The organism is Bacillus sp. ES1-5 (assembly GCF_022487605.1).
GTDB lineage: Bacteria > Bacillota > Bacilli > Bacillales > Bacillaceae_G > Bacillus_A > Bacillus_A wiedmannii.
The window spans coordinates 777736-800473 of sequence record NZ_JAKVPU010000001.1; the positions used below are offsets into that span (position 1 = coordinate 777736).

Genomic DNA, 22738 nt, shown 5'->3' on the forward strand with positions numbered 1-22738 from the left:
TTGTTACCAAGAAACATCTAAAAATGAAATATCATCGCTTGTCGGGGAGTTCTGCGCCCTCTCAATTTCTTTTAACACTTCCTCAAAGTTATACTGTTTAAGCGACACAAGTCCGTCTGAATGAATAACTATCCGATTAGCTTCGTGTCTAGATAATGTCTTTGAAAAAACGGCCAATTCCCCACCGATAATGCCACGCTGTGTAGACCATCTTTTCTCTATATTACTCTCAAACTTCATTACATTCGAACAATTCTCATTATCTTGAAACAATTTTACAAATGAATCACCATGTGAAACTAACGTTATTTGTGCCTTATCTTGTTTTGAAATGCGTTCTATTTTCCCGCCAATAAACATCGCTTCGCTACCTTGTTTTCGCTTTTCTTCCAAAACATCGCGTAGTAACCACGGTGTTTCTTCTGGCAATCGAAATGCACTCACTTCCTCTGAAGCTTCTTCTATCCAATTTTTTAACTGTTCATTTAATAATGTAGTAATATCCAGTTCACTTTCTTGACATGTTTCAAACAAGTTTAATAACTTCATACCAAGAAACTCCGCAGCAATTTCACCATGAAAAGACAGCCCTACACCGTCACATAACGCAAATATGAAACTAGTTCCATTATCTTGAAATACTAGGAAGTCCTGTCCACTCTCATTTAAATCCTGTGTTTCTTTTGCTCTTACATAACTATATCGATAAGTAAAATGTTTGCTTTTCTTTTCTTGCAATACCGTTTCTTTCTCTTGCGACAGGATATATTTCACCATATTTCTCCCTCCTACCGAACCGGCGTCGCAGCAGACATTTGAAATCCAAGTGACACTAAATCCGCATTTGTACCAGGAAACATCATCACCGCACCATCTGCAATATGGAAACCATATTCAGTCATCATCTCACGATAGCTTTGAGGAATAGGCGATGAAAGTTTTTGCAACTTTGCACCATACTCATCCGTAATTTCTGTATTTGGCATAATCCCTTTCCACTTCTTTATACTAGTAATTTGGTCTTGCATAATTTCATCTGAAATAAAAATATTTTCAACTAGCACATTTCCATCAGGTACAGACATATCCATAATTCTTCGCACAATTAATTCTGGATCTTCACCAGTTGAAGCACCGTCTGTCATATGACAAACCACAGGAGCTGGTCCATCTTGTAAATTTGGTAATTCCTTTTGCAATAATTTCTCCACTACAGAAAAAGCTTTTGCTGTATCAGTTAAACGATGCGTTTGAATTTTTTCTAATGGGCGCAGTCTTGCTACCTCGTCTATTGTTTTCACACCGCCCAATAAATCAAAAACATGATCGCTATAGGCTAAAATAGATAACTTATACCTTGGAAGCAAGCGACTACCTTTTGTTGAACGAAATACCATTTGGCGAATCGCTAAAGAAAGAGCATCCGTTACAATATCAATTCTTCTTTTTTCTTCTCCGCCTGCATCCATCATTTGGTTCATTGATGCGCTTACATCAAGAAGATAAATTATATAAGCTGGTGTTTGTTGTGTTGCTTGAGTTTGATATAACATGTTTCATACCCTTCCATACATTATTATATGAACTTTTTTTATATTCATATTTCATTATAACTTATGAATTTTCTTTTTCTCAATTCATTATAAAATTTTCTTGATATAATTTACATATTTTCACACAAAAAACCATTATTATTCCCTTTAACTTATGTTGAAATGCATAAAACCCTTCTATATTATAGAAGAGTTTTAATGTTATGGTATAAGACGTGTACAATCTCTCGGAAAAGCACTCGCCTCTCGTACATTTGTTAATTCTAATAGTTTGTATACAACTCTCTCTAATCCAATTCCAAAACCACCATGCGGGGGACAACCGTATCGGAATGTATTTAAATAAGATTGAAATGTATCTGGATGTAATCCCTTTTCTTTAAAAGAAGCAAGTAACATTTCATAATCATGAATTCGCTGCGCCCCTGATGTTATTTCTAATCCTTTATATAGTAAGTCGAATGAATCAGTAATAGACGGATTCTCATTATTCGGCATCGTATACATCGGCCTAGCTTCTTTCGGATAATGTATAATGAAAACTAACTCACTCTTATATGTTTCCTTCACATATTTGCCTAGTAGCTTTTCACCTTCTGTATCTAAATCCCCAATTGGCGACTCTTTCCGGTATTTATTTTTCAAAATTTCTTGCGCTTCTAACAATGTAATTTTCGGTATTTCTGTAATAACAGGTACTTCTATTTGTAATAGTTGTAGTTCTTTTTCACAGTTTTTTGCTACTTGTTGAAACATATATCGTAAAACATCCGTTTCTAATTGCATCACTTCATAAAAATCATGAATAAATCCAAGTTCTACGTCTAACGATATATATTCATTCAAATGACGGGAAGAATTATGATGTTCCGCTCTGTAAACAGGTGCAACTTCAAAAACACGTTCTAACCCTCCAGCTACCATCATCTGTTTATAAAACTGTGGTGATTGTGCTAAATAGGCTTCTTTTTGAAAGTATGGAAGTTTAAAAACATTCGCTCCTCCTTCTGCCCCTTGTGAAACAATTTTCGGAGTAAATATACGTGTGAAATCGTTCTCTACAAGAAATTCACTAAAGCTCTGAACGAGTGTAGATTTCACTTTAAATATCGCCGTGATTCTCTCATGTCTTAATGATAATACCCGCTCATTCAGTAGTTGATCTAAGCCAACTTGTAATTTCTTTTTATTTATTTCAAATGGAAGTGGTTCTGCGCCATTTAATATTTTCACTTCATGAGCAAGCACTTCAACCCCTAATTCTGTTTTCGAAGTCTCTACTATTTGACCAACTACTTGAATGACACTTTCCACATCTACTTTAAATCCAGCTAACTCATTTTCTAATACACATTGCATAACTCCTGATCGATCCCTTATTAATAAAAAACTAACATTACCTAGATGACGAATCTTTTTTACCCATCCTTGAAGTAATACAACCTTTCCGCTTTGCTTTGTACATTCTTTTGTGAGTGAACGCTTCATTATTGACTCCATTATTTTTCCCTCCAGTAATTTTATATTTATTTACGTTATTGTTATTGTTGTCATCGTCATCATCCACGGTCACTCACCTCCTTTCAAAGAATACAAAAATCCGTCCCTATAAATAGGGACGGATTTTTCCGCGGTACCACCCAAATTGTCATAATGACTATCTTAGCCCTGATAACGGTAGGTACCGTTTGCTTTTACTAATTATCACGTTCAAAGCAACACTCACAGGTGTCTTTCCATCATGCGGTATCGCAATCTTCTCAGCAACCGATTGCTCTCTGTAGACCTTTGCATCATGTACTTTTCCTGATCCTCACTTTTTATATTTACAGAGTATTCTATCTCTTTGTTTTATAAAACGCAAGCTTTTTTAAATATATTTTGATTTTTCATATCCAATTTTGTACAATCTCCTCTAAAGCCATTCCACGTGCGCCTTTCAGTAATACAACATCCTTTTTCGTTATAACTTTTAATACTTCCTCTGCTATCTTGGCTTTATTATTAAATGACTGTACTTTTCCTATATCATATTTCTTTCTCGCTTCTTCCGCTACAATTTCAGCTAACTCTCCATAAGTGAATACATATTGAATGCTCTCTTGATTTAACATTTTACCAATTTCTCTATGATATGTTTCAGCATTCTTCCCTAACTCCAACATATCCCCAATTACTATCATTTTTTTCTTATAGGTATTTAATGTCTGTAACGTTTCAATTGCAGCCTTCATTGAAGAGGGACTGGCATTCCACGCATCGTTAATAATTGTAAAACCTGTTTTGGCAGTTAAAAATTGAAAGCGCATATGAGTAATATTTACTTGTCGCAATGCTTTCTGTATTTTTTCTGTAGGGACATTATAAAATTGACCTACGGCGATTCCGACAATTGTATTTAAAATATTATGTTTTCCATGTAAGGGAACATCGTACTGTATTTTTGAATCATTTAATTTAAAATGAACACCATATTCATCTAATTGGACGTTTGTTGGAAACAAATCATTTGTATACTTTTCACCAAATGACTTACATTCTATATCTAGCATATTATTATTTTGAGAAAGTAATGCCTCATCACCATTATATAAGAACAGTCCATCGTCTTTTAATCCATCTACAATTTCGAATTTAGCCTTCGCAATCTCTTCTCTTGATCCAAGCGTTTCTAAGTGTGACTGTCCAATCATTGTAATGATCGCTACATCCGGCTGCGCTATTCGTGATAGATTTCGAATTTGTCCTTTTTCACTCATTCCCATTTCAAGTATTAAAAACTCTGTATCTCGTTTCATTTCTAAAATTGTTAACGGCAAACCGATTTGACTATTTAAATTCCCCTTCGCTTTATGCACTCTATAAGTTGAACTTAAAATGCCTCCTATTATATCTTTAACTGTTGTCTTTCCGTTACTACCTGTAATACCAATTACTTTTACACCTAATTCATTCCGATAAAATTTTGCCAATTGTTGCAAAGCAAACAAAGTGTCATCTACAAATATAATTGGCATCCCTTTTGGCGGAGTACCATAAGACTTTTTCCATAAGGAAGCGACAGCTCCATTATTAATTGCCTCTTTCACATAATCATGTCCATCTTTCACCCTAATGATTGGAACAAATACATTTCCTTCTTTAATGCTTTTGGAATCTATGCAGACACCATGTATCTCTATATGATGAAATGATTCTTCTAACCCTTCACCACCTACTACCTCTTCAAGTTTTTTCAAATTCATTTGAATCAAATTATCACATTTTTCCATTTTATTACATAATTTCCGTTTCATTTACGCATATTAATAAAGTGAAACTTTAATCAGTGGGGATTTTGTTCCTCCTCACTGATTATTAGTAGAACCAATTGGGCTTTTACGGGCAGTTGATCCCCCACCTAACTTCTTTGCTTTCCCTGAATTTTGAGGTGGGGGGTCTTATTGCCCGTTAATGCGGGATAAAAATTTCATAGCGAGGTGTTTATATGAAAAAAGCGATTAGTTTCTTTCTTCTTTTGTTATGTCTAATTGTAGTGAATGAAACGTACGCCTACTCACCAAAAGCTTTACCAATCTCCCAAAACTCTGATCAATGGAAAGTGAATATTGATGAACCGAAGAACATAGATAAAAATATGCTTCAAGCTAAAAAAGATGAATTTAAAACATATCAATTTTCAGTAAAAAATGTTGGTAACAGTGAAGTATATAACGTACAAGTCGAAGTATTCCGCAACGAGCCAAAAACAAAAACGAAATATGAACTTTTCTCACGAAAGGAAAGTCGCTTAGCAAGTGGAAAAACTGGATTTGAACATACTAATTTTCCAGTTGCCACAAAAGCAGATGAAGTTGATGTAATCATTACTTGGCAAGAACACCCTTTCAGCTCCATGAGAAACGGTCAAAAAGTTGAGTCTAGAAAATTTAAAGAGCATTTTGTTTTTAAAGACGAAAAAAACAACTAAAATGCGGATAAATTCACACTACCATTCCTATAGCTTACTTTACTAGTACCAGTGCTTAAGCAAATTAAAAAGTCGTGGCTTATAAACGCCACGACTTTTTATATTAATTCGTACTAATTCCTCTCGCTGCCCAAATGCGATCGATATCAGCAGCATGTTGTCCGCCATATAAAAGAGCATCCGCTTGCTTAATCGCTTTTGCTCCATCACTGAATTTAGAGTTTGGTGTTAATGACCAGTGTGATTGTAAAATAATTTTCGTTGCTACATCACGTCCAAAAGCTTGTGCCATCTCATATTGACCTTGTGCCCAAATTTCCCCATCATCATGTACCTCATTTGTAACATCTTTCGGATACACTTTATTCGTATCTAATCGGCGCAAGCACGTCGGATCTGAACTAGAATAAGCAGTCGCATCCCATTCTCCAATACATGCTTTTCCATAGCCTGTTGTCGATACTGCATCTTCATACGTAGCACCTAAGAAGTCACCAAATCCTTCTCCCATCGCTCCGCCTTCTGCTGAACTACCAAAGCCAGGAACTTGGTTATCTTGAATTGAATGTCCATATTCATGTGCGATAATACCAGCATCTTCTGCATCATCTACTCCGCCAGTACCAAAAGTTAAAGCTTTCGTTGTCGGAGAATAAAATGAGTTATCATCTGTCGTTCCATTCACATTCACTTTAATAGAGCGATTATTAATATTTTTAAAACCCAACCCTTGAATATAACGCTGTATTGTATCGATATGATAATACGACATAACATCTTCAAAGCTATCATTTGCACGTGTATAGTTAAATTGTAAATTTGTAGATTTTGTTTTTGCTTTTGAAGAAATCGTTACATACTCTCCAATTAAAAATCCTGTCCCATCTAAACCTTTTAACGTAACAGTCTTCAATTGATTCGTTAACGCTGTTGAATCTGCATCGTTATTATCTTTCAAGCCTACTTTACTACCGCTAGATACGACTGGGTTAGGTAAAAATACTTTTCCTGTCCCTTCAGCTTTTCGGTTTATATCAACCTTTTTAATTAACTTCCCATTTTCTGCATCAATAAATGTTTCCCATGCACCAAATGGATTATTAGAATGGACTATCACTTTATATACTGGACGAGCAATTCCCTCTTCAACAATATATCCGAATTCTTTCTCTGTAGGAGCCCATAAGTTTTGCTCACTTACTTCTCCAACATACGCCATTGATTTTTGTATTGCATCTTTTTCACTAATTTTTGTCGTTACTTCCTTCACACCTTTAACGGATTGATAATCAGAAACAGCAAGTACGCCCTTTCCCTCTCCGTTAAGTGTAACTGTAATTTGTTTTGAAAATACAGGCGCACCATTAACAACTTGTTGGAATCTAACATATGAAGCTACTGACGTTTCTGTTGTAGAAATATATTGCAAGTCTGAAAGGTCTGTTTTCAATCCATACTGTGCAGCATTTTCTTTTAAATATTCAGTTGCTTTTTTCTGCGGCGAATAAGCTTCTAGCTTTACTTGCTGCTGTTTTTCCAACGCCGAAACCGTAGAAATCGTCCCCATTACTAACGGCACAGTCATTGCCATTGCCACCATTTTTTTATTAAACATAGAACCACTCCCCCTAATAAAGTAGCTCAACCTTATCCCATTACCACTAGGCAATCATTCCCCACAAAATGGGAGGATAAAAATTGAATCTACGAGTAATTCTCTATAAACAATTCTATTACCTTTCCATTTAGGGTGAGTGAAATTTTCTCAATATTTATTTGTAAAGTGAAAACAATACTTTAGAAAGAAATTTCTAAATTCATTCCTTATCCCTGAAACTTTTCATATTACTGTTTAAAAAAATAGTCTATTTTTACCTAACGGTAGGTTGAAAAAATTATTAATGAATGATACGATTTAAATAACCTTTTTTAGGAGGATCTATTATGAGTAAAAGTGAAGAAACACTCTCTTCAATAATGGAAGCAAGTTATCGCCTTTTTGCTACGTACGGTATTGCTAAAACAACTTATACGATGATTGGTGAGAATGTTGGTATCGCAAAACCATCTATATATTACTACTTTAAGTCTAAAGATGCCTTAATTGAATGTATTTTTACTGAATTATGTAAAGCTATGCAGTTCTCTTCGTATTTTCATACAGAAGAATTTACGAAAACAAATTTTATTGAAAAATGTATTGCAATTGGCCTTAAAATAATTGATGAACAGCGAAACGACCCTTATTTTAATCTTGTGTTACAAGAATATGTTTTACTATCTTCAAGAAACAATATGTACAAAGATCGATTACTAACTGTGCAAACAGAATATTTACATGGATTTGAAGTACTCCTTACAAAAGCAAATGAACTTCAATTAATTGAAAATAAAAACCTAGTTTCAAAAGCTCATATGTTAGCATTAGTGCTTGATAATATCGGGAATTTTATGATGATTGATGCAAAGATAGATTATAAACAAATTTGGATTGAAGCTGTAAATAGCATTTTTGAAAGAAGGGATTGAAGTGAATACAAAAAAGCGCATTATCGGCCTAGATTTCGCTAGAGCTTTGGCGATGTTTGGTATGCTACTTGTTAATTTCATGGTGATAACAGGTGCAGAAGGAAATGGTCCCCCTTTTTTAATAACCTTCATGTCACTATTTGAAGGTAGAGCTTCTGCTTTGTTTGTTATACTTGCAGGCATCGGTATAACTTTAATGACTAGGTCAGCCGTTGCTAGCAATGAAAAAATAAAAATTTCTAATAGCCGAAAGACCATATGGAAACGATCACTATTCTTATTTATTTTAGGATTACTACTATATGGACTAGAGTGGACTGGGGATATAATACACTACTACGGTGTTTACCTTTTCGTCGCTGCATTACTCATTACAGTACGCAAAAAACTATTACTTTTTCTTTCTATCATTATTTTATTAATCGCACAAGCTCTTCAGCTTATTTTCAATACTTTCGAAGGTTGGGGAGGACCTACTCCATTCATAAACTATGTAGACTTCTGGACAATAAAAGGTTTTCTTCGCAATTTATTCTTTAATGGCTATCACCCTATTTTCCCTTGGTTCTCGTTCTTCTTAATCGGTATGATAATTGGCAGGTTAGATCTTCATAATAAGAAAATTAGAGAAAGATTACTCTTACTCGGTATTACAATTACAATATTGACAGAACTTTTATCAAAAGGACTTACGCACTTTTTTATTCCATACATCGGCAAAGAGGCCGCCACATTTTTATTTAATACAGGACCCATCTTACCAAATGAATTATATATTTTATCTGCTACAGGATCCGCTATTGCTATATTAATCATTTGCCTCAATATCGCTGAAAAATATAGAAATAATTGGTTTGTCACTTCCATTGTACAAACAGGACAATTAACATTAACTCATTATGTCAGTCATGTATTTATCGGTATTGGGGCATTAATTCTATTAAATAGAATGGAACATCAATCATTACTATTCGTTTTATTATTTGCTAGTGGATTTTTCATTTTCAGCATTTTAATTAGTGTGTTATGGAGAAAGAAATTTTCTAGAGGTCCTATCGAATGGATTATGAGAAAATTAGCCGGATAAATTTCCATCATACAAAAAGGAAGTTGGAATGATTCCAACTTCCTTTTTACTTTAATGAGCCGCGCTTAATTTAATTCGAACTTTCGCTTCACCTAAAGAAATTTCATCGTCTTCGTTCGTTAAGTGACCAAATGTAAATTGTTTAACGAGTAAGTTTTCTTCCAATAAATCTTTATGGTTCGTTAACGTTCGCTGTAGTTCTTCTTCTGTATCAAGAATAACATCGACTCGTAAATTAACTGGTAAATTCAACTGTTTACGATATTCTTGAACCGCTCGAATAAATTCACGCGCTACTCCTTCTTGTAACAACTCTTCCGTTACATTCGTATCTAACATAACTGTATATTGTCCGTTAGTTGTATTAGAAAATCCTGATTTTGCGACTTTCTCTACTACTACATCTTCAGCTGTTACAACTACTTCTTCTCCTGATACTGCTTCGTAAACTGCTCTTTCTGTAGATACAAAGTGTTGTACTTCTTCTTTTGATAATTGTTTTAACCATCCATTTAATGCATTCACATTTTTACCAAATTTCGGCCCAGCCGCTTTAAAATTCAGCTTTAATTGATAGGACATGTATTTCGTTTCATCGAGTTCAACATGAAACGCTTTGACATTTAGCTCATCCATGACGATATCACGATAAGATTCCCAATCCATATCATTTTCATTATGCGCTAGTAATACAAGTTCTGCTAACGGCTGTTTTATTTTTAAAGAATGTTGATTACGGTTACTTCTTCCAAGTTCAACAACTTGTAAAACAGCATCCATTTCCGCTTCTAATTCCGGCTGAAGTAGTGATTCATTTACAACTGGATAATCCTCTAAATGAACGCTACTTGCAGTTAAATTCAAATGAATATCTTCAGCGACAAACGGTGTAAATGGTGCGATTAATTTACTAATTGTCACAAGTACTTCATGTAGTGTCTCATATGCAGCTGCTTTTTCAGCATTCATACCAGATTCCCAGAAACGATTACGTGATCGTCTTACATACCAGTTACTTACTTCATCTACAAGCGCCGCGATTTCACGAGCTGCATTCGTAAATTGATAATCATCAAGTGCTGTTCTCACTTTTTTCGTTGTGCTATGCAATCTTGATAATACCCATTCATCCAATTTCGTTCGCTTTACATTATACGTTTCATTCGGGTTATACTCATCTAAATTTGCATATAAGACGTAGAAGCTATACACATTGACTAATGTATCTACAAATTTAGATTTTGCTTCCAGTACTGTTCTTTCCGAGAAACGTTTCGCATTCCACGGAGCACTGTCAACGAGTAGCGCCCATCTTAATGCATCTGCACCAAACTGATTTACTAAATCAACTGGATCTAGTGCATTCCCTTTACTTTTAGACATTTTCTGTCCTTCTTCGTCTAATACATGCCCTAGTGATAACACTCGTTTATAAGGCACTTTTCCTGTATATAGTGCTGATACTGCTAATAAACTATAAAACCAGCCACGTGTTTGATCAATGCCTTCTGCAATAACATCCGCTGGAAACTGTTCTTCAAATAACTCTTTATTTTCAAATGGATAATGATATTGCGCAAATGGCATGGAACCACTATCAAACCAAACATCAATCACTTCTGGTGTACGATTCATTGTACTTCCGCATTTTTCACAGCAAACTTGCACTTCATCTACATATGGCTTATGCAATTCCAAATCTTCAGGTGTTTCTTTCGTACTATGCTCTCTTAAGTCAGCAATGCTTTTCGGCGCGAATTGATGATCGCAACTTTCACATTCCCATACGTTTAATGGTGTTCCCCAATATCTATTTCGGCTAATATTCCAGTCCACCATATTTTCTAAAAACTTACCAAATCGTCCATGTTTCATATGGTCTGGATACCAAGTAACAGAATCGTTATTTTGCAAAAATGTATCTTTAATTGCAGTTGTTCGGATTAACCAACTCTCTCCTGCATAATAAAGAAGTGGTGAATCACAACGCCAGCAATGTGGGTAGCTATGTTCATACTTTTCTTTATGATATAGTAAGCCTTCCTTCGCTAAATAACGAACGATATCCACGTCACAATCTTTAACAAATTTCCCTTTCAAAAATGGTACTGCTTCTGTATATTCACCTTTCTCATCTACAACATGCAAGAATGACAATCCTTCACTTTGAACGACTCTATAATCTTCCTCCCCATATGCTGGAGCAATATGAACGAGTCCTGTACCACTATCTGCCGTGACAAAATCGGCTGCGATAACGTGATAGCCATTTGTAACTTCTTTCATTGAAAATGGCGGCATATAAGATGTGTTTACTAATTCTTCACCTTTATGAACAGATAATACTTCATAGTCTTCTTTTAATACATCTTGTACACGTTCTTTCGCAACAATGTATACATGACCTTCTTGTTTCGCTTTCACGTATTCCATATTTGGATGTACAGCGAGCGCAACATTTGCTGGAAGTGTCCAAGGTGTTGTTGTCCAACCTAGGAAGTATTCATTTTCACTATCTTTCACTTGAAACTTAACTGTTGCACTTAAGTCTTTTACTGTTTTATACCCTTGTGCAACCTCATGTGAACTTAGTGAAGTTTGACAGCTTGGGCAGTATGGTGAGACTCTATGCCCTTTGTACAATAATCCTTTTTCATGAATCGTCCCTAAAATATGCCATACACTTTCGATATATGGATTCTTTAGTGTAACGTATGGATCATCCATATCTACCCAATAACCGATGCTTTCAGTGAATTCGCGCCACTGCTTCTCATATGTGAATACACTCTCTTTACACTTCTGAATAAATGGCTCAATTCCATACTCTTCGATTTCATGTTTACCAGAAATACCGAGTTGCTTCTCAACACCTAATTCTACAGGTAAACCGTGTGTATCCCATCCCGCTTTTCGTAGCACTTTATAACCAGCCATCGTTTTATATCTTGCTACTACATCTTTAATTGTCCGTCCAAGTGCATGCCCGACGTGTGGTAAACCGTTCGCCGTTGGTGGTCCTTCATAAAATACAAAAGACTGTGCGCCTTCTCGATTCTGAATTGATTGCTCGAAAATACTTTGCTCGTTCCACTGCTTACGAATACGTGTTTCTCTCCCTACAGCTGACTCTTTTACATCTACTTTCTTCATCTACAATCACTCCTTTGAATGTTTTAAAGCACACAAAAAACCCGTCCCTATGAAGTAGGGACGGGTTTAACCGCGTTACCACCCTAATTCTATTAGCTCTTCGCTAATAGCACTTAGCAACGTACTATCATACGTGTTCTTTGTAACGGTAGACATCCGTCCGGGCTTACTTATTTTCAGCCTCGGCTCCTCGGAGATGATTTTCAAATAATGTCTGCACACCGGCTTTCAGCTATACACCGGCTCTCTGGGGAACAATTCATTATTTTACTCGTTCTCGTCTTCAGATTTGTATACTTTATTAAAAGCTATTTTATGCCATTGGGCAATAAATTGTCAACTAATTCGAAATATATATTTAATTATACCCCTTTTTCACAATTCCTATACAATTATTTCTTAAATTTTTGTATTCCAGCTAAATCTTCATCTTCTTCAATAAGCTCAGCAAAGAATCCTGATTCATCCTCACGAAGAACAATTTCAAGCTCTTGCTTCGCCTCTTCAATTCTATTTAACTGTGCTAAATAACAAGCGCGATCGTATCTTGCTAATAAATCACTCGCATCAATTTTTAATAATACTTCATTTGCTATTTTTTCTGCCTTTAGTGTTTGGCCGGTATCATGATATGAAGATGCTAAAGAAAGAAGAATGGCTGCTTCATTTGGATGATGTATAGAAGCATTTTCTAATATATGAATTGCCTCTTCAAACCTTTCTTGACTTTGATACATTTCTCCTAAAGCAAGAAACGCTCTACTTACAAACGGTGTTTGCTCCATTAATTGTAAGGTAATCTTTTCTGCTTTTCTTTCTTCTCCTATTTTAAAGAATACTTGTGCTTGTAAAAGAAGCGTATCATAATCATCTGGTAACTCTCGAACCATTTGCTTCGTTAATTCTGAAGCATCCCGTAACATATCTTCTTCCTCACACGCCATGAAAAGATTTACAAGTTGCTTCGCTACATCGTAATCCCATTTATTTTCTAACGATGTTTGCAATACATCTATCGCCTCTTTATACATCGCCACATTCTCGTAAAATAGTGAAAATCGCTGCGCTGCCATACTATTTTTTTGATTTAACTTTAACGAAATTTCATACAAATCAATGATTGTAGTAATAATCGAAATTTCTTTCGCACGGTTTTTCATACGATAAAAAGCTCTCGTAATTATAGATTTTTTCGGCTGTTCATTTTGTTGACGTTCAATCCATCTTTCCGTCACCGCAGATGCAGCATACATAAATGCCATACTTCTTTCTGCCTTCTTCACCTTTAATGTATGAAGAAAATCTCGTATGTTAGACAATTTCTTATGTTGTTCTATCGCTTTTACATACACATCAAATATTCGTTCATTATTTGCATCTATTTGTATAACTTTCATTGCAATTTCAATTGCTTTTTCACTTCTTTTTTTCACTAACACTTTGGCATAATGATATAGAACTTCTATATGCTCACTATCTAATTGAAGTGCCTCTTCAATCTGTGCCTGTTCTTTATCTATTTCATCCATCGCTCCATACACATATGCAATCGCATCTAATCGCCATATTTCAGGTGCTTCGTCCGCTAATTGCTCTAGTTCTGTCAGTAACTCTTCCTGAAGACTCATTTCTACTGAAAGCTGTGCCAAATATTCCATATTAATATGCATCGGCTCTTCTTTCATAGCCTGAACCATATGACTTTGTTCTTTAGAACGATTTTCTTCTTTTTCGTATATTTCTGCAAGCTGTAAATGTACACCTTCGAAATTCTCATCAAGCTCTAAACATGTTTCATACGCTTGTTTTGCTTCTGTCAATTGCCCTAATGCCATAAGTGTTTCACCAATTCGATAATGCGGTAATGCCGTTTCCTTTTGTTCTATCGCCTTATTATACCTTTTCATCGCTTGGCCGTACTGCCCAATAGATTCATATAAAATACCTGTATAACAACCGTATTCGCTTATTCCATTTCTTTCTTTGTGTAACGTTCTTAAGAATGCTATACCTCTTTGTACAAATACCGTTCCTTTAATTCGATTCACATATTCATCTAACGCACTTGCCACATTATATTCGCTCTGCTTTATACCACTCTCTAACTTAGACAAAGCTACTTTAAACCCTTCTTCATTTCCACCAAGTTCAACCTCAGCATCCCATAGAACCATTCCCGCATTCATAAGAAAATCTTGGCTCTTTTCAATTTGTTTTTCAATACCGAGAATATATTCTTTCGCTTCCTTGTATTGTTCTTTCGCCATATAAACTTGCGTAAGTCCAAAGTGAGAATAAACATCATCATGATTTTCTTCTAATGCACGATTATACAATGTTTCTGCTTCTTCCAGACTATCATTTTGAAAATGATAGTCACCGAGTTTTACGTATAGAGGTGCCTTATCGTCACAATTCTCAATACCTTTTAATAAAATTTCTTTCGTACTTTCCTCATCCTTCAAATCAGACTCGTATATTTCCGAAAGTTTCGTATAGATGTAAGGTGCATTACTATCCAAATAAATCGCTACTTTAAGCCCTTTTATCGCTAAATGTAATTTCCCTAAATGATGCGCACATCTCGCGCGCTCATACCATACATGTGCCTCATTTTTATTCTCTCTTAATAGGTCATTAAAAATTTCATACGCTTCTTCATATCTTTCTAAATCTATTAATATTAATCCGTGATTCGTTAAAGTGAATCTTTCTGGACTACGTTCTAAAGCAACTTGAGAAAACTGCAACGCCTTTTCAGATTGATCGATATACATGTATGATAAAGCGAGAAAACTCCAAGCAATCGGCTGATCTGCGTCTAATTGTAATGATGAACGAAAACTTGAAATCGCTTCTATATAACTTTCCTGTTCAAAAGCATATCTTCCGTTTATTAAATGATATAAAGCACGATTATTTTTCTTCTCAACACTTGTCAGCATTTGCCCGGCTTTTTCTAATTCTTGAAGGCGAATAAAGCACTGCGCACCATGCAATTTAACAAAATCTGAGTTTGGAAACTTCTCCATTAACTTTTCAATACAACATATAATAAACTCATTATCTACTTCAACATCTAAATGCTTAACCGTATATAACCACGTATTCGGATTATCACTCGTCTCTTTTAAAAATTGTACTAAGTTATGAATCCCCTCTTTATCATGTTCATCTAAATGATCCGTAAGAGAAAAAACAGATTTAAAATAATGATTTTCTTCTTCATTTAAAAATGCTAATTGCTCCTTCTTTTCTTTCGGAACAAACGTAATCGCTAAACAACCTGTGTAACGATATTTTTCTTGTAACTTACTATATTCCACAATAACTGGTTCTATAAAGTTCGGATCTTGAACATAAAAAGCTTGTAACGTATCATCATATCCAGATAGCACTTGTACATGTGAAGCATGCTCAATATCTATACTTAATAAAACAGGAATCCCTTCATCCAGCAGTCTCTTATAATTTTCCTCATTACCTTTAAAATAACGATATTCATAACCTAATTCTTCTAAATAAGAAACAGTATCTGAAAACTTTGAGCCTGTCATATCAAAAATATACTCTGCTATTTCATCTTGTGTACGTTTTTCTCCCCATAATTGCAACATCATTTCTAAACTTGTCGGAACACAATAATTATCCTTTTGTACAATAGGAACTATAGGTAAGTGCACCTTTTTTCCATCTGGATTTTTTTCTAAATTATGATATAAAGACTCTTTTAAACTTTTTTCTTCTTTTAATAACTGTTGTAAATCTGCAAGTTTATTCATTTTGTAAAGCGCTTCTGCACGTAAATGTACAAAGTAAGCTTTATACGCATGATAAGGAAGCTGATTATTTATATTATCTATTACCCCTAACATTTCTTCATACTTCCTTAAATCTAATAAATATTTTACCTTTTCAAAATGAAAATATGGTACTTGCGGGAACTTTACAATCGCATCATCAATTAGCTGTAAAGCACGCTTTTGTTCTCCTTGATTCGCATATAACTGTGATAATAAATAGGTAGATAACTCTTCACAATCTTTATGCTGCATACCAGCTATAAATTGTTCTTCTGCTTTTTCCCATTCACCTGTATGCATATAGACGTAGCCCCACTTATCAAATACGGCACGTGAACTGTACTCCTCTGCCTTTTGCATATAGATTAGGGCTTCTTCATTTCGTTTCATTTCCAACAAACATCGTACTAACGTAAAATATGTTTTCGCTAAAAGATCAGCTTCTATTTCTTCTTTATTCACCTCTTCTAATGAGTCTTTTAACAACTGTTCTACTTCAAGTATTTTCCGCTCATCAATTAACTCATCACAATATAAAGAGAGCGTTCTCATATTCGGGAATTTTTTGTAGGCGTAGCGAATGAGGAATGAACTGTATTGGTGCATAAGCCCTTCATCAGTAAGACGTATTAATATGTCAAACTCCTTATGTGAAGGAACACTAGCAAGCCAATTCTTCAAATAAGATAAAGTATTCTTTTCTTTTATATATGAAATTTCATTATTTATTTCCTGTAATCCATCTATAAATCTCTTGTCTTTCAAACAAGCATCTAACTGCTTAAAATCTAGCATGTATTCACCTCGAATATTTATTTGTACTGCTACTTGCTTAGATTTTACACATCATATTGTAGGTATTCAACTAAAATCTCCTATAATGGATAGTATTATTTAATATTATTCGAATTTATAACAAAATATAGTAAAAATGATTGTTTTTCTCTGTATTTTGTTTGATTATATGGAATAACGTAACATGAGAATCTTATCTTTTGGAAGCTGAAATCCGTACATGAAAATATATCGGCGATAATTCAAATATATCAGCGATTATACGGTGGATATCGACTTACCGATAAAAAATGACATTTTTCTCATCCATTAAATTTCAAATCTACAAAAACACCGTAATGATCGCTAGGAAATACGCCAGATGAAGTTAGTGCCGAATCCCCAAATATAGATACGTTTTCAATTATAGGAAATCTCAATAAGTCATATTCTTGCATCATAATCCAGTCATATCTTTTATCTTTCTTTACCTCTCTTCTTAAATTCGGATTCTTTCTATAATCTAAAGTTGGTTGAACCTCTTTAAGCTGCGCTACATCTATCCAGTGCTTTCTAATTAAATATTCATGAACCCTTGAATGTTAATCATCATTAAAATCACCACATAATAATTCGTAATCACTTACTCTATTTGTAATCCAATTATTCACGGCATTCATTTGTTCTTGTCTTATCCTATTAGATTTCCAATTTAAATGAACATTCGTTACTCCAAGCTTACAATCTTTATATGTAAACATGATTCGAATGGCACAATAATTAGATTCCTCTATATCAGTTTCCCAAATTGCTTCTTCAGCTAAAATAGGTATTTTACTTAAAAAGGCTAGGCCTTCATCTGGAGAATCAGGGTACGCCTTAAAAATACAAAAAGGATAACCTGTTTGATTTGCTATATACTGCGCAACATTTTTCTTTGAATTCAAATTAACACAACTTCTAACTTCCTGTAGAGCAAGAATATGCGGAGAAATAGTTCGAGTCTCCTCACAAATAGCTTCTAATCTCTCAAACCAAAGACTATCATTGTTCCATATATTGAAGGTAGCAATCCTTAATAAATCGCTATCTTTCAACATTCTATTTCACCAAATGTAATTTTCATATTCGGAGCATATACTAAAGAAGAATGTAGATGAAATGCCTTAAAAAATCGGAGTTCAGCTTCATATTGAGCTAGCGCATCATCATATGTTAATCCTCTAGTCATTAAACGATCTATAAATTGTTGCTTATCACCTGGATTCCCTGCAATCCCCTCTTCTTTTAATGAGTGATACAACCTTCGTTTATCATTATGATGCATATTAGAATCTAAAAAGTTCACTTTATCACTTACTCTACATTCAATATTTTTTACGCCTAGTTCACTTAAAAACATCGGTATTTTCATACCAATATTTCCATCTTTTCCGCTTCTCTGCATGTCACTTTCAAATAACTGCTGCAAAGCACCTAGTCTAATAATTTCTGATTGATTCTCTCCATTTAAAAAGTATGAAGACATATTTGATATCCAGTGTGGTTCAAAACAGATTATTTTTCCGCCCTTTTTAATTGAATGTATCATTTTTTGTAGCATCGTTTTTGGCGAACTCATATGTAATAAGAACGCATGACAAATTGCTATATCGTATGTATCGTTTAATTCTATTTCTGTAGCATCTCCCTCAAGAAATTCTGATTCATACGGAAGTAATCGAAACAACTCTCTCGCTTCAGTTAGTAATGTTTCTCCACTATCAATGCCTGTATACTTTGATCCTTTTGGAAGTAATGGCATTAATACTAAGCCTAAATAACCATATCCACAACCGTAATCAACGATATGTACGGGCTTAGTAATCTTCCAAACTATATTTACTAAAAAGCTTACATAATCGTCATTGTAATATAAATTTCTTGTATTTTTTAAATATGTTAGCTTACTGTTCCAATCGTACGTTTCCAAGATTAACGCCTCCTTTTATATACACCTATTACAATTCTCCATTTAACAAAAACATTCCTACGCTTTAAACAATCCCCCAAAAATATAGTTTTGATAATATGAAAATACTGCTTACACCGTTCCTATACAAAATAAAAAAGGTATACATATCTGTAATGATACATACACCTTTTTATGTTACATCTCCTCAGGAGCTTCCACCCCAAGTAAACGTAACCCCTCTTTTAATACCACCGTCACAGCATAAACTAATGCCAGTCTACTGTCTTTCTCTTCGCTCTCTTCCAATATACGAACATTGCCGTAGTATTTATTAAATGATTGTGCTACATCTAATACGTATTTCGAAATGATTGATGGCTCATTTTTGTTGAAGGCTGCTTCAATTACTTGTGGGAACTTATTCAGTAATTTTACGACGCTCCAGCTATGATTATCTTTTAATGCAAACGTACACGTTTCAAATTCTATACTTTCTTTTCTTAAAATAGAGCAAGCACGTGCATGTGTGTACTGTACGTACGGTCCTGTTTCTCCTTCAAATTTCAGCATATTTTCTAATGAGAATTCAATATTATGCATACGCTCATTTTTTAAATCATGGAAAATAACTGCCCCTACACCGACTTGCTTTGCTACTTCTTCTTTTTGTTTTAAGTTTGGATTTTTTTCTTCAATATTTTGTATTGCAAGGTCTATTGCTTCTTCAAGTACTTCTTCAAGTAAAATAACTCTTCCTTTACGTGTCGACATTTTCTTACCGTCTTTTAAAATGAACCCAAACGGTACATGTTCCATACCCTCAACCCAATTGTAACCAAGCTTTTTTAATACAGTGAAAAATTGATTAAAATGTAAACTTTGTTCTGGGCCAACTACGTATAACGCTTTATCAAATGCATATGTGTTTTGACGATATACAGCTGCAGTTAAGTCACGCGTTGCGTAAATCGTCGCACCATCTGATTTTCTAATTAAACAAGGCGGCATTCCCTCTTCTTCTAAATTAACGACTAACGCGCCTTCTGATTCTTCAAGCAACTCATGTTCTTCTAAAATCCCAATAAAATCTTCCATTAAATTATTATAAAAAGCTTCTCCTTGAAAATTAGTAAATTCTACACCGAGAAGTTCATAAATGCGAGAAAATTCTTTTAAAGACTCATGACGGAACCAATTCCAAAGCTCAACCGCTTCTTCATCACCTTCTTCTAATTTCTTAAACCAAGCGCGTCCATCTTCTTCTAGTTCTTCGTCGTCTTTTACCTCTTCATGGAATTGAACATATAACTTAAATAGTTCACGTATTGGATCTTCTTTAACCACTACTTCATTTCCCCATTTTTTATAAGCCGTAATTAACTTTCCAAACTGTGTTCCCCAATCCCCAATATAATTAATTCCTACAACTTCATAACCACATTTTTCAGCGATATGTTTCAATGAATTACCTATCATCGTAGAACGTAAATGCCCCATTGAAAAAGGTTTCGCAATATTAGGAGAGGAATAATCAATAACTACCGTTTTTTCACAACCAAAGTGATTTTGACCGTACTCTTCTTTCTCCGCTAAAATCGTTTTTAATACATCATCACTTACAATTTCACGATTAAAAAATACATTTACGTAAGGACCAACGGCCTCTACTTTCGTAAAAAATGGATCACTTAATTTCTCAGCAACTTCCTTTGCGATAATAGCTGGTGATTTTTTATATTGTTTCGCAAGTGAAAAACATGGAAATGCCGCATCTCCGAATTCATCTTGTTTCGGCGTTTCGATTAAATCTAAAATTTGGTTTTGCGTTAATTCATTCGTGAAAATATTAGATAAACTTTCCGCAAACTGCGTTTTATAATCCATACTACAACCTCCTTAATTTTTAAAACACAAAAAACTCGTCTCTAAAAAAGAGACGAGTTTTAACCCGTGGTACCACCCTTGTTGTTCATTACGAACCACTTTCCCGTTTATAACGAGGACAGGGGGCCTCGGCTTACTCTACTATTCGTTCAAGAAGCATCTCCGAAGTGCGCTTCATCTTTTTCTTCCGCACTAGGCTCACACCATCCCTAGCTCGCTTTCCTTCGAAAAAAGACTACTCTCTTCATCACCGACAGTATATTTAATTAATTATTGCTTATTATACATCTTTTCAAACAATTAGCAAGGGTCAATTACACCAAAGTGAAACTTAGCACTTTTTCTTTTGTATACGTGAAAATTGTGTTTTTCAAATCTAGAACTACGGAAATGATCTTTCAAAACGACACGCTTTCTCGCCACACGCTTCGCTTCCGCAATTGTTTCGTCAGTAATATCATGATACAAAGCGAAGTGTTTTAATCCTTTTATTCCATCTGATTCTATAACAGTTTCTTCAAACATTGGATCAAGGTAAACGACATCATAACTATTATCTTCACATTGTTTTAAAAATGCGTAATGCTCCGTTTGCTTCACATCGATTCGTTGCATTGCCTCATCAATTTCAGAAATAGTTGAAGACCATGTTTTTAAACCATTTCCCATAATATAAGCCATATACTCATTACCTTCAAGTCCCGTTACTTTTCCGCTTTCACCAACAATATAACTAGCTACAATACTATCTGATGCCATACCGAGCGTACAATCTAATACTGTCATTCCGCTCTCTAATTGCGCGGCTTGTACAAACGGATCATGTTCTCCGCGCATTAACCTTTTCACACGAAACATCGCTGAGTTTGGATGAAAGAAAAACGACTCTTCCGTTCCTCTCGGATAAATAGCTAATCGGTTTTTCCCTACAACAAGTACATCTTGTTCATACTGCTCATGCAGTTTATGTACTGGTATGTCATTACGTTTAACGAAAGAACGATTTAATTCTGCTGCTACCTTGTTTGCATAATCTGTCATTTCTTTGTTCGTTCTTCCTGCTGTTGTTACGATCATTGTTTCACCTCTATATAAAGAAAAGAGGGAGATTTACTCTCCCCCTTCTTTAGCAATTCTTTTCAAATGCTTGTTCTAAGTTCGTAATAATTTCGTCCATAGTTGCACCTTCAATTTCATGACGGTGAATGAAGTGAACAACTTCTTTTCCTTTTAATAATGCCATAGATGGTGAAGATGGAGGAATTTCTCCGAAGTATTCACGCATTTTTGCAGTAGCATCTTTATCTTGGCCTGCGAATACAGTTACAAGATGATCAGGTTGTTTTTCAGCACGAACAACTGCTTGACCTGCTGATGGACGTGCTAAACCAGCTGCACAACCACAAACTGAGTTTACAACTACTAAAGTTGTACCTGCCGTATTTTCCATAAATTCTGTTACAGCTTCTTCTGTAGTTAACTCTTCAAACCCCGAACGCACTAATTCTTGACGCATTGGGATTACCATTTGACGCATGTATTCTTCATAAGCATTTGACATCTTGTAATCTCTCCTTCAACTTTCATTCCAAATTCATCATATCACGCTCGATTACTAGGTGCAAAAGAAAGATTACGATGATTTCATTTTTTTGTAGGGATTTCACAAACCCCTTCACGGCAATGTCCAACTGGGACAAGTTTTCTATTGTTAGCGATATAATCGTATACTTTACTTCCAAATCCAAGTACAATAGATAATTTTATAAAAGGCACGGCAAACCAGTAAGATGGAACGGTCTTTGCTAATACATGTATGCTATGAATCCCGTCATACCACTTATTATTTTTTAAAATATACAATCTTTGTTCCATCTTGCTTTGTAGTTCTTGAGAGAGTTCATACTTCTCAACTACATCTTCATCTCGAAATGAAACAAATTTCATCTTACCCTTTTTATCTAATTTTTTCGTACGTTCTGCAACCGCCGTACACATCGGGCACCAACTATCATAGAAAACAATCATACA

Annotated in this window: 15 protein-coding genes, 1 pseudogene and 3 other annotated features; of the genes and pseudogenes, 3 read left to right on the forward strand and 13 right to left on the reverse strand. The window is 34.8% G+C overall.

Features of this window, described 5'->3' with window-relative positions:
- Positions 1–3: 3 nt before the first annotated feature.
- The 4 genes from MKO96_RS04020 to MKO96_RS04035 form a co-directional block, all read right to left on the reverse strand.
- Complete coding sequence (locus tag MKO96_RS04020) at positions 4–777, reverse strand: hypothetical protein (protein WP_240586749.1); 774 nt, start codon at positions 775–777, stop codon at positions 4–6.
- Positions 778–788: 11 nt separating this feature from the next.
- Positions 789–1553 carry a vWA domain-containing protein gene (locus MKO96_RS04025; protein ID WP_240586750.1) on the reverse strand — a complete coding sequence of 255 codons (765 nt, stop codon included), beginning with the start codon at positions 1551–1553 and terminating at the stop codon, positions 789–791.
- Positions 1554–1754: 201 nt separating this feature from the next.
- On the reverse strand, positions 1755–3053 hold the full coding sequence (aspS, locus tag MKO96_RS04030; protein ID WP_240586751.1) for an aspartate--tRNA(Asn) ligase: 1299 nt from the start codon (positions 3051–3053) through the stop codon (positions 1755–1757).
- A gap of 111 nt (positions 3054–3164) precedes the next feature.
- Positions 3165–3376 (reverse strand) — a binding site (T-box leader).
- Between the two features lie 66 nt (positions 3377–3442).
- Positions 3443–4825 (reverse strand): UDP-N-acetylmuramoyl-tripeptide--D-alanyl-D-alanine ligase, encoded by a 1383-nt coding sequence (locus tag MKO96_RS04035; protein ID WP_240586752.1) that lies wholly within the window; start codon positions 4823–4825, stop codon positions 3443–3445.
- A gap of 215 nt (positions 4826–5040) precedes the next feature.
- Here MKO96_RS04035 and MKO96_RS04040 point away from each other — a divergent pair, with 215 nt between their 5' ends.
- Positions 5041–5523, forward strand: coding sequence for a hypothetical protein (locus MKO96_RS04040; RefSeq protein WP_240586753.1), 483 nt, complete (start codon positions 5041–5043; stop codon positions 5521–5523).
- 103 nt (positions 5524–5626) lie between these two features.
- Here MKO96_RS04040 and MKO96_RS04045 read toward each other — a convergent pair whose 3' ends face one another.
- On the reverse strand, positions 5627–7138 hold the full coding sequence (locus MKO96_RS04045; protein ID WP_240586754.1) for a M36 family metallopeptidase: 1512 nt from the start codon (positions 7136–7138) through the stop codon (positions 5627–5629).
- A 329-nt stretch (positions 7139–7467) separates the two neighbouring features.
- Between MKO96_RS04045 and MKO96_RS04050 the strand changes: the two genes are divergently transcribed.
- Positions 7468–8052, forward strand: a complete 585-nt coding sequence (locus MKO96_RS04050) for a TetR/AcrR family transcriptional regulator (RefSeq protein ID WP_240586755.1) — start codon at positions 7468–7470, stop codon at positions 8050–8052.
- Between the two features lies 1 nt (position 8053).
- Positions 8054–9139 (forward strand): DUF418 domain-containing protein, encoded by a 1086-nt coding sequence (locus MKO96_RS04055; RefSeq protein WP_240586756.1) that lies wholly within the window; start codon positions 8054–8056, stop codon positions 9137–9139.
- 51 nt (positions 9140–9190) lie between these two features.
- Here the strand turns inward: MKO96_RS04055 and ileS are convergent, their stop codons facing one another.
- The 8 genes and pseudogenes from ileS to MKO96_RS04095 form a co-directional block, all read right to left on the reverse strand.
- Positions 9191–12292, reverse strand: a complete 3102-nt coding sequence (gene ileS / locus MKO96_RS04060; RefSeq protein WP_240586757.1) for an isoleucine--tRNA ligase — start codon at positions 12290–12292, stop codon at positions 9191–9193.
- A 53-nt stretch (positions 12293–12345) separates the two neighbouring features.
- Positions 12346–12585, reverse strand: a binding site (T-box leader).
- A gap of 99 nt (positions 12586–12684) precedes the next feature.
- Positions 12685–16890 carry a tetratricopeptide repeat protein gene (locus MKO96_RS04065; RefSeq protein ID WP_240586758.1) on the reverse strand — a complete coding sequence of 1402 codons (4206 nt, stop codon included), beginning with the start codon at positions 16888–16890 and terminating at the stop codon, positions 12685–12687.
- Between the two features lie 302 nt (positions 16891–17192).
- Positions 17193–17969 (reverse strand): annotated as a pseudogene (locus MKO96_RS29460) (endonuclease/exonuclease/phosphatase family protein).
- On the reverse strand, positions 17963–18841 hold the full coding sequence (locus MKO96_RS04075) for a class I SAM-dependent methyltransferase (protein ID WP_240586760.1): 879 nt from the start codon (positions 18839–18841) through the stop codon (positions 17963–17965). Before MKO96_RS04075 ends, MKO96_RS29460 begins: the two are co-directional and overlap by 7 nt.
- A gap of 177 nt (positions 18842–19018) precedes the next feature.
- A complete protein-coding gene (argS, locus tag MKO96_RS04080; RefSeq protein WP_240586761.1) occupies positions 19019–20707 on the reverse strand; it encodes an arginine--tRNA ligase in 1689 nt (562 codons plus the stop codon).
- A 45-nt stretch (positions 20708–20752) separates the two neighbouring features.
- Positions 20753–20967: a binding site (T-box leader), on the reverse strand.
- A 40-nt stretch (positions 20968–21007) separates the two neighbouring features.
- Positions 21008–21784 carry a class I SAM-dependent methyltransferase gene (locus MKO96_RS04085; RefSeq protein WP_240586762.1) on the reverse strand — a complete coding sequence of 259 codons (777 nt, stop codon included), beginning with the start codon at positions 21782–21784 and terminating at the stop codon, positions 21008–21010.
- Between the two features lie 49 nt (positions 21785–21833).
- Positions 21834–22268 (reverse strand): BrxA/BrxB family bacilliredoxin, encoded by a 435-nt coding sequence (locus MKO96_RS04090; RefSeq protein WP_000063705.1) that lies wholly within the window; start codon positions 22266–22268, stop codon positions 21834–21836.
- Positions 22269–22351: 83 nt separating this feature from the next.
- Positions 22352–22735, reverse strand: a complete 384-nt coding sequence (locus tag MKO96_RS04095; protein WP_098342609.1) for a thiol-disulfide oxidoreductase DCC family protein — start codon at positions 22733–22735, stop codon at positions 22352–22354.
- Positions 22736–22738: the final 3 nt, after the last annotated feature.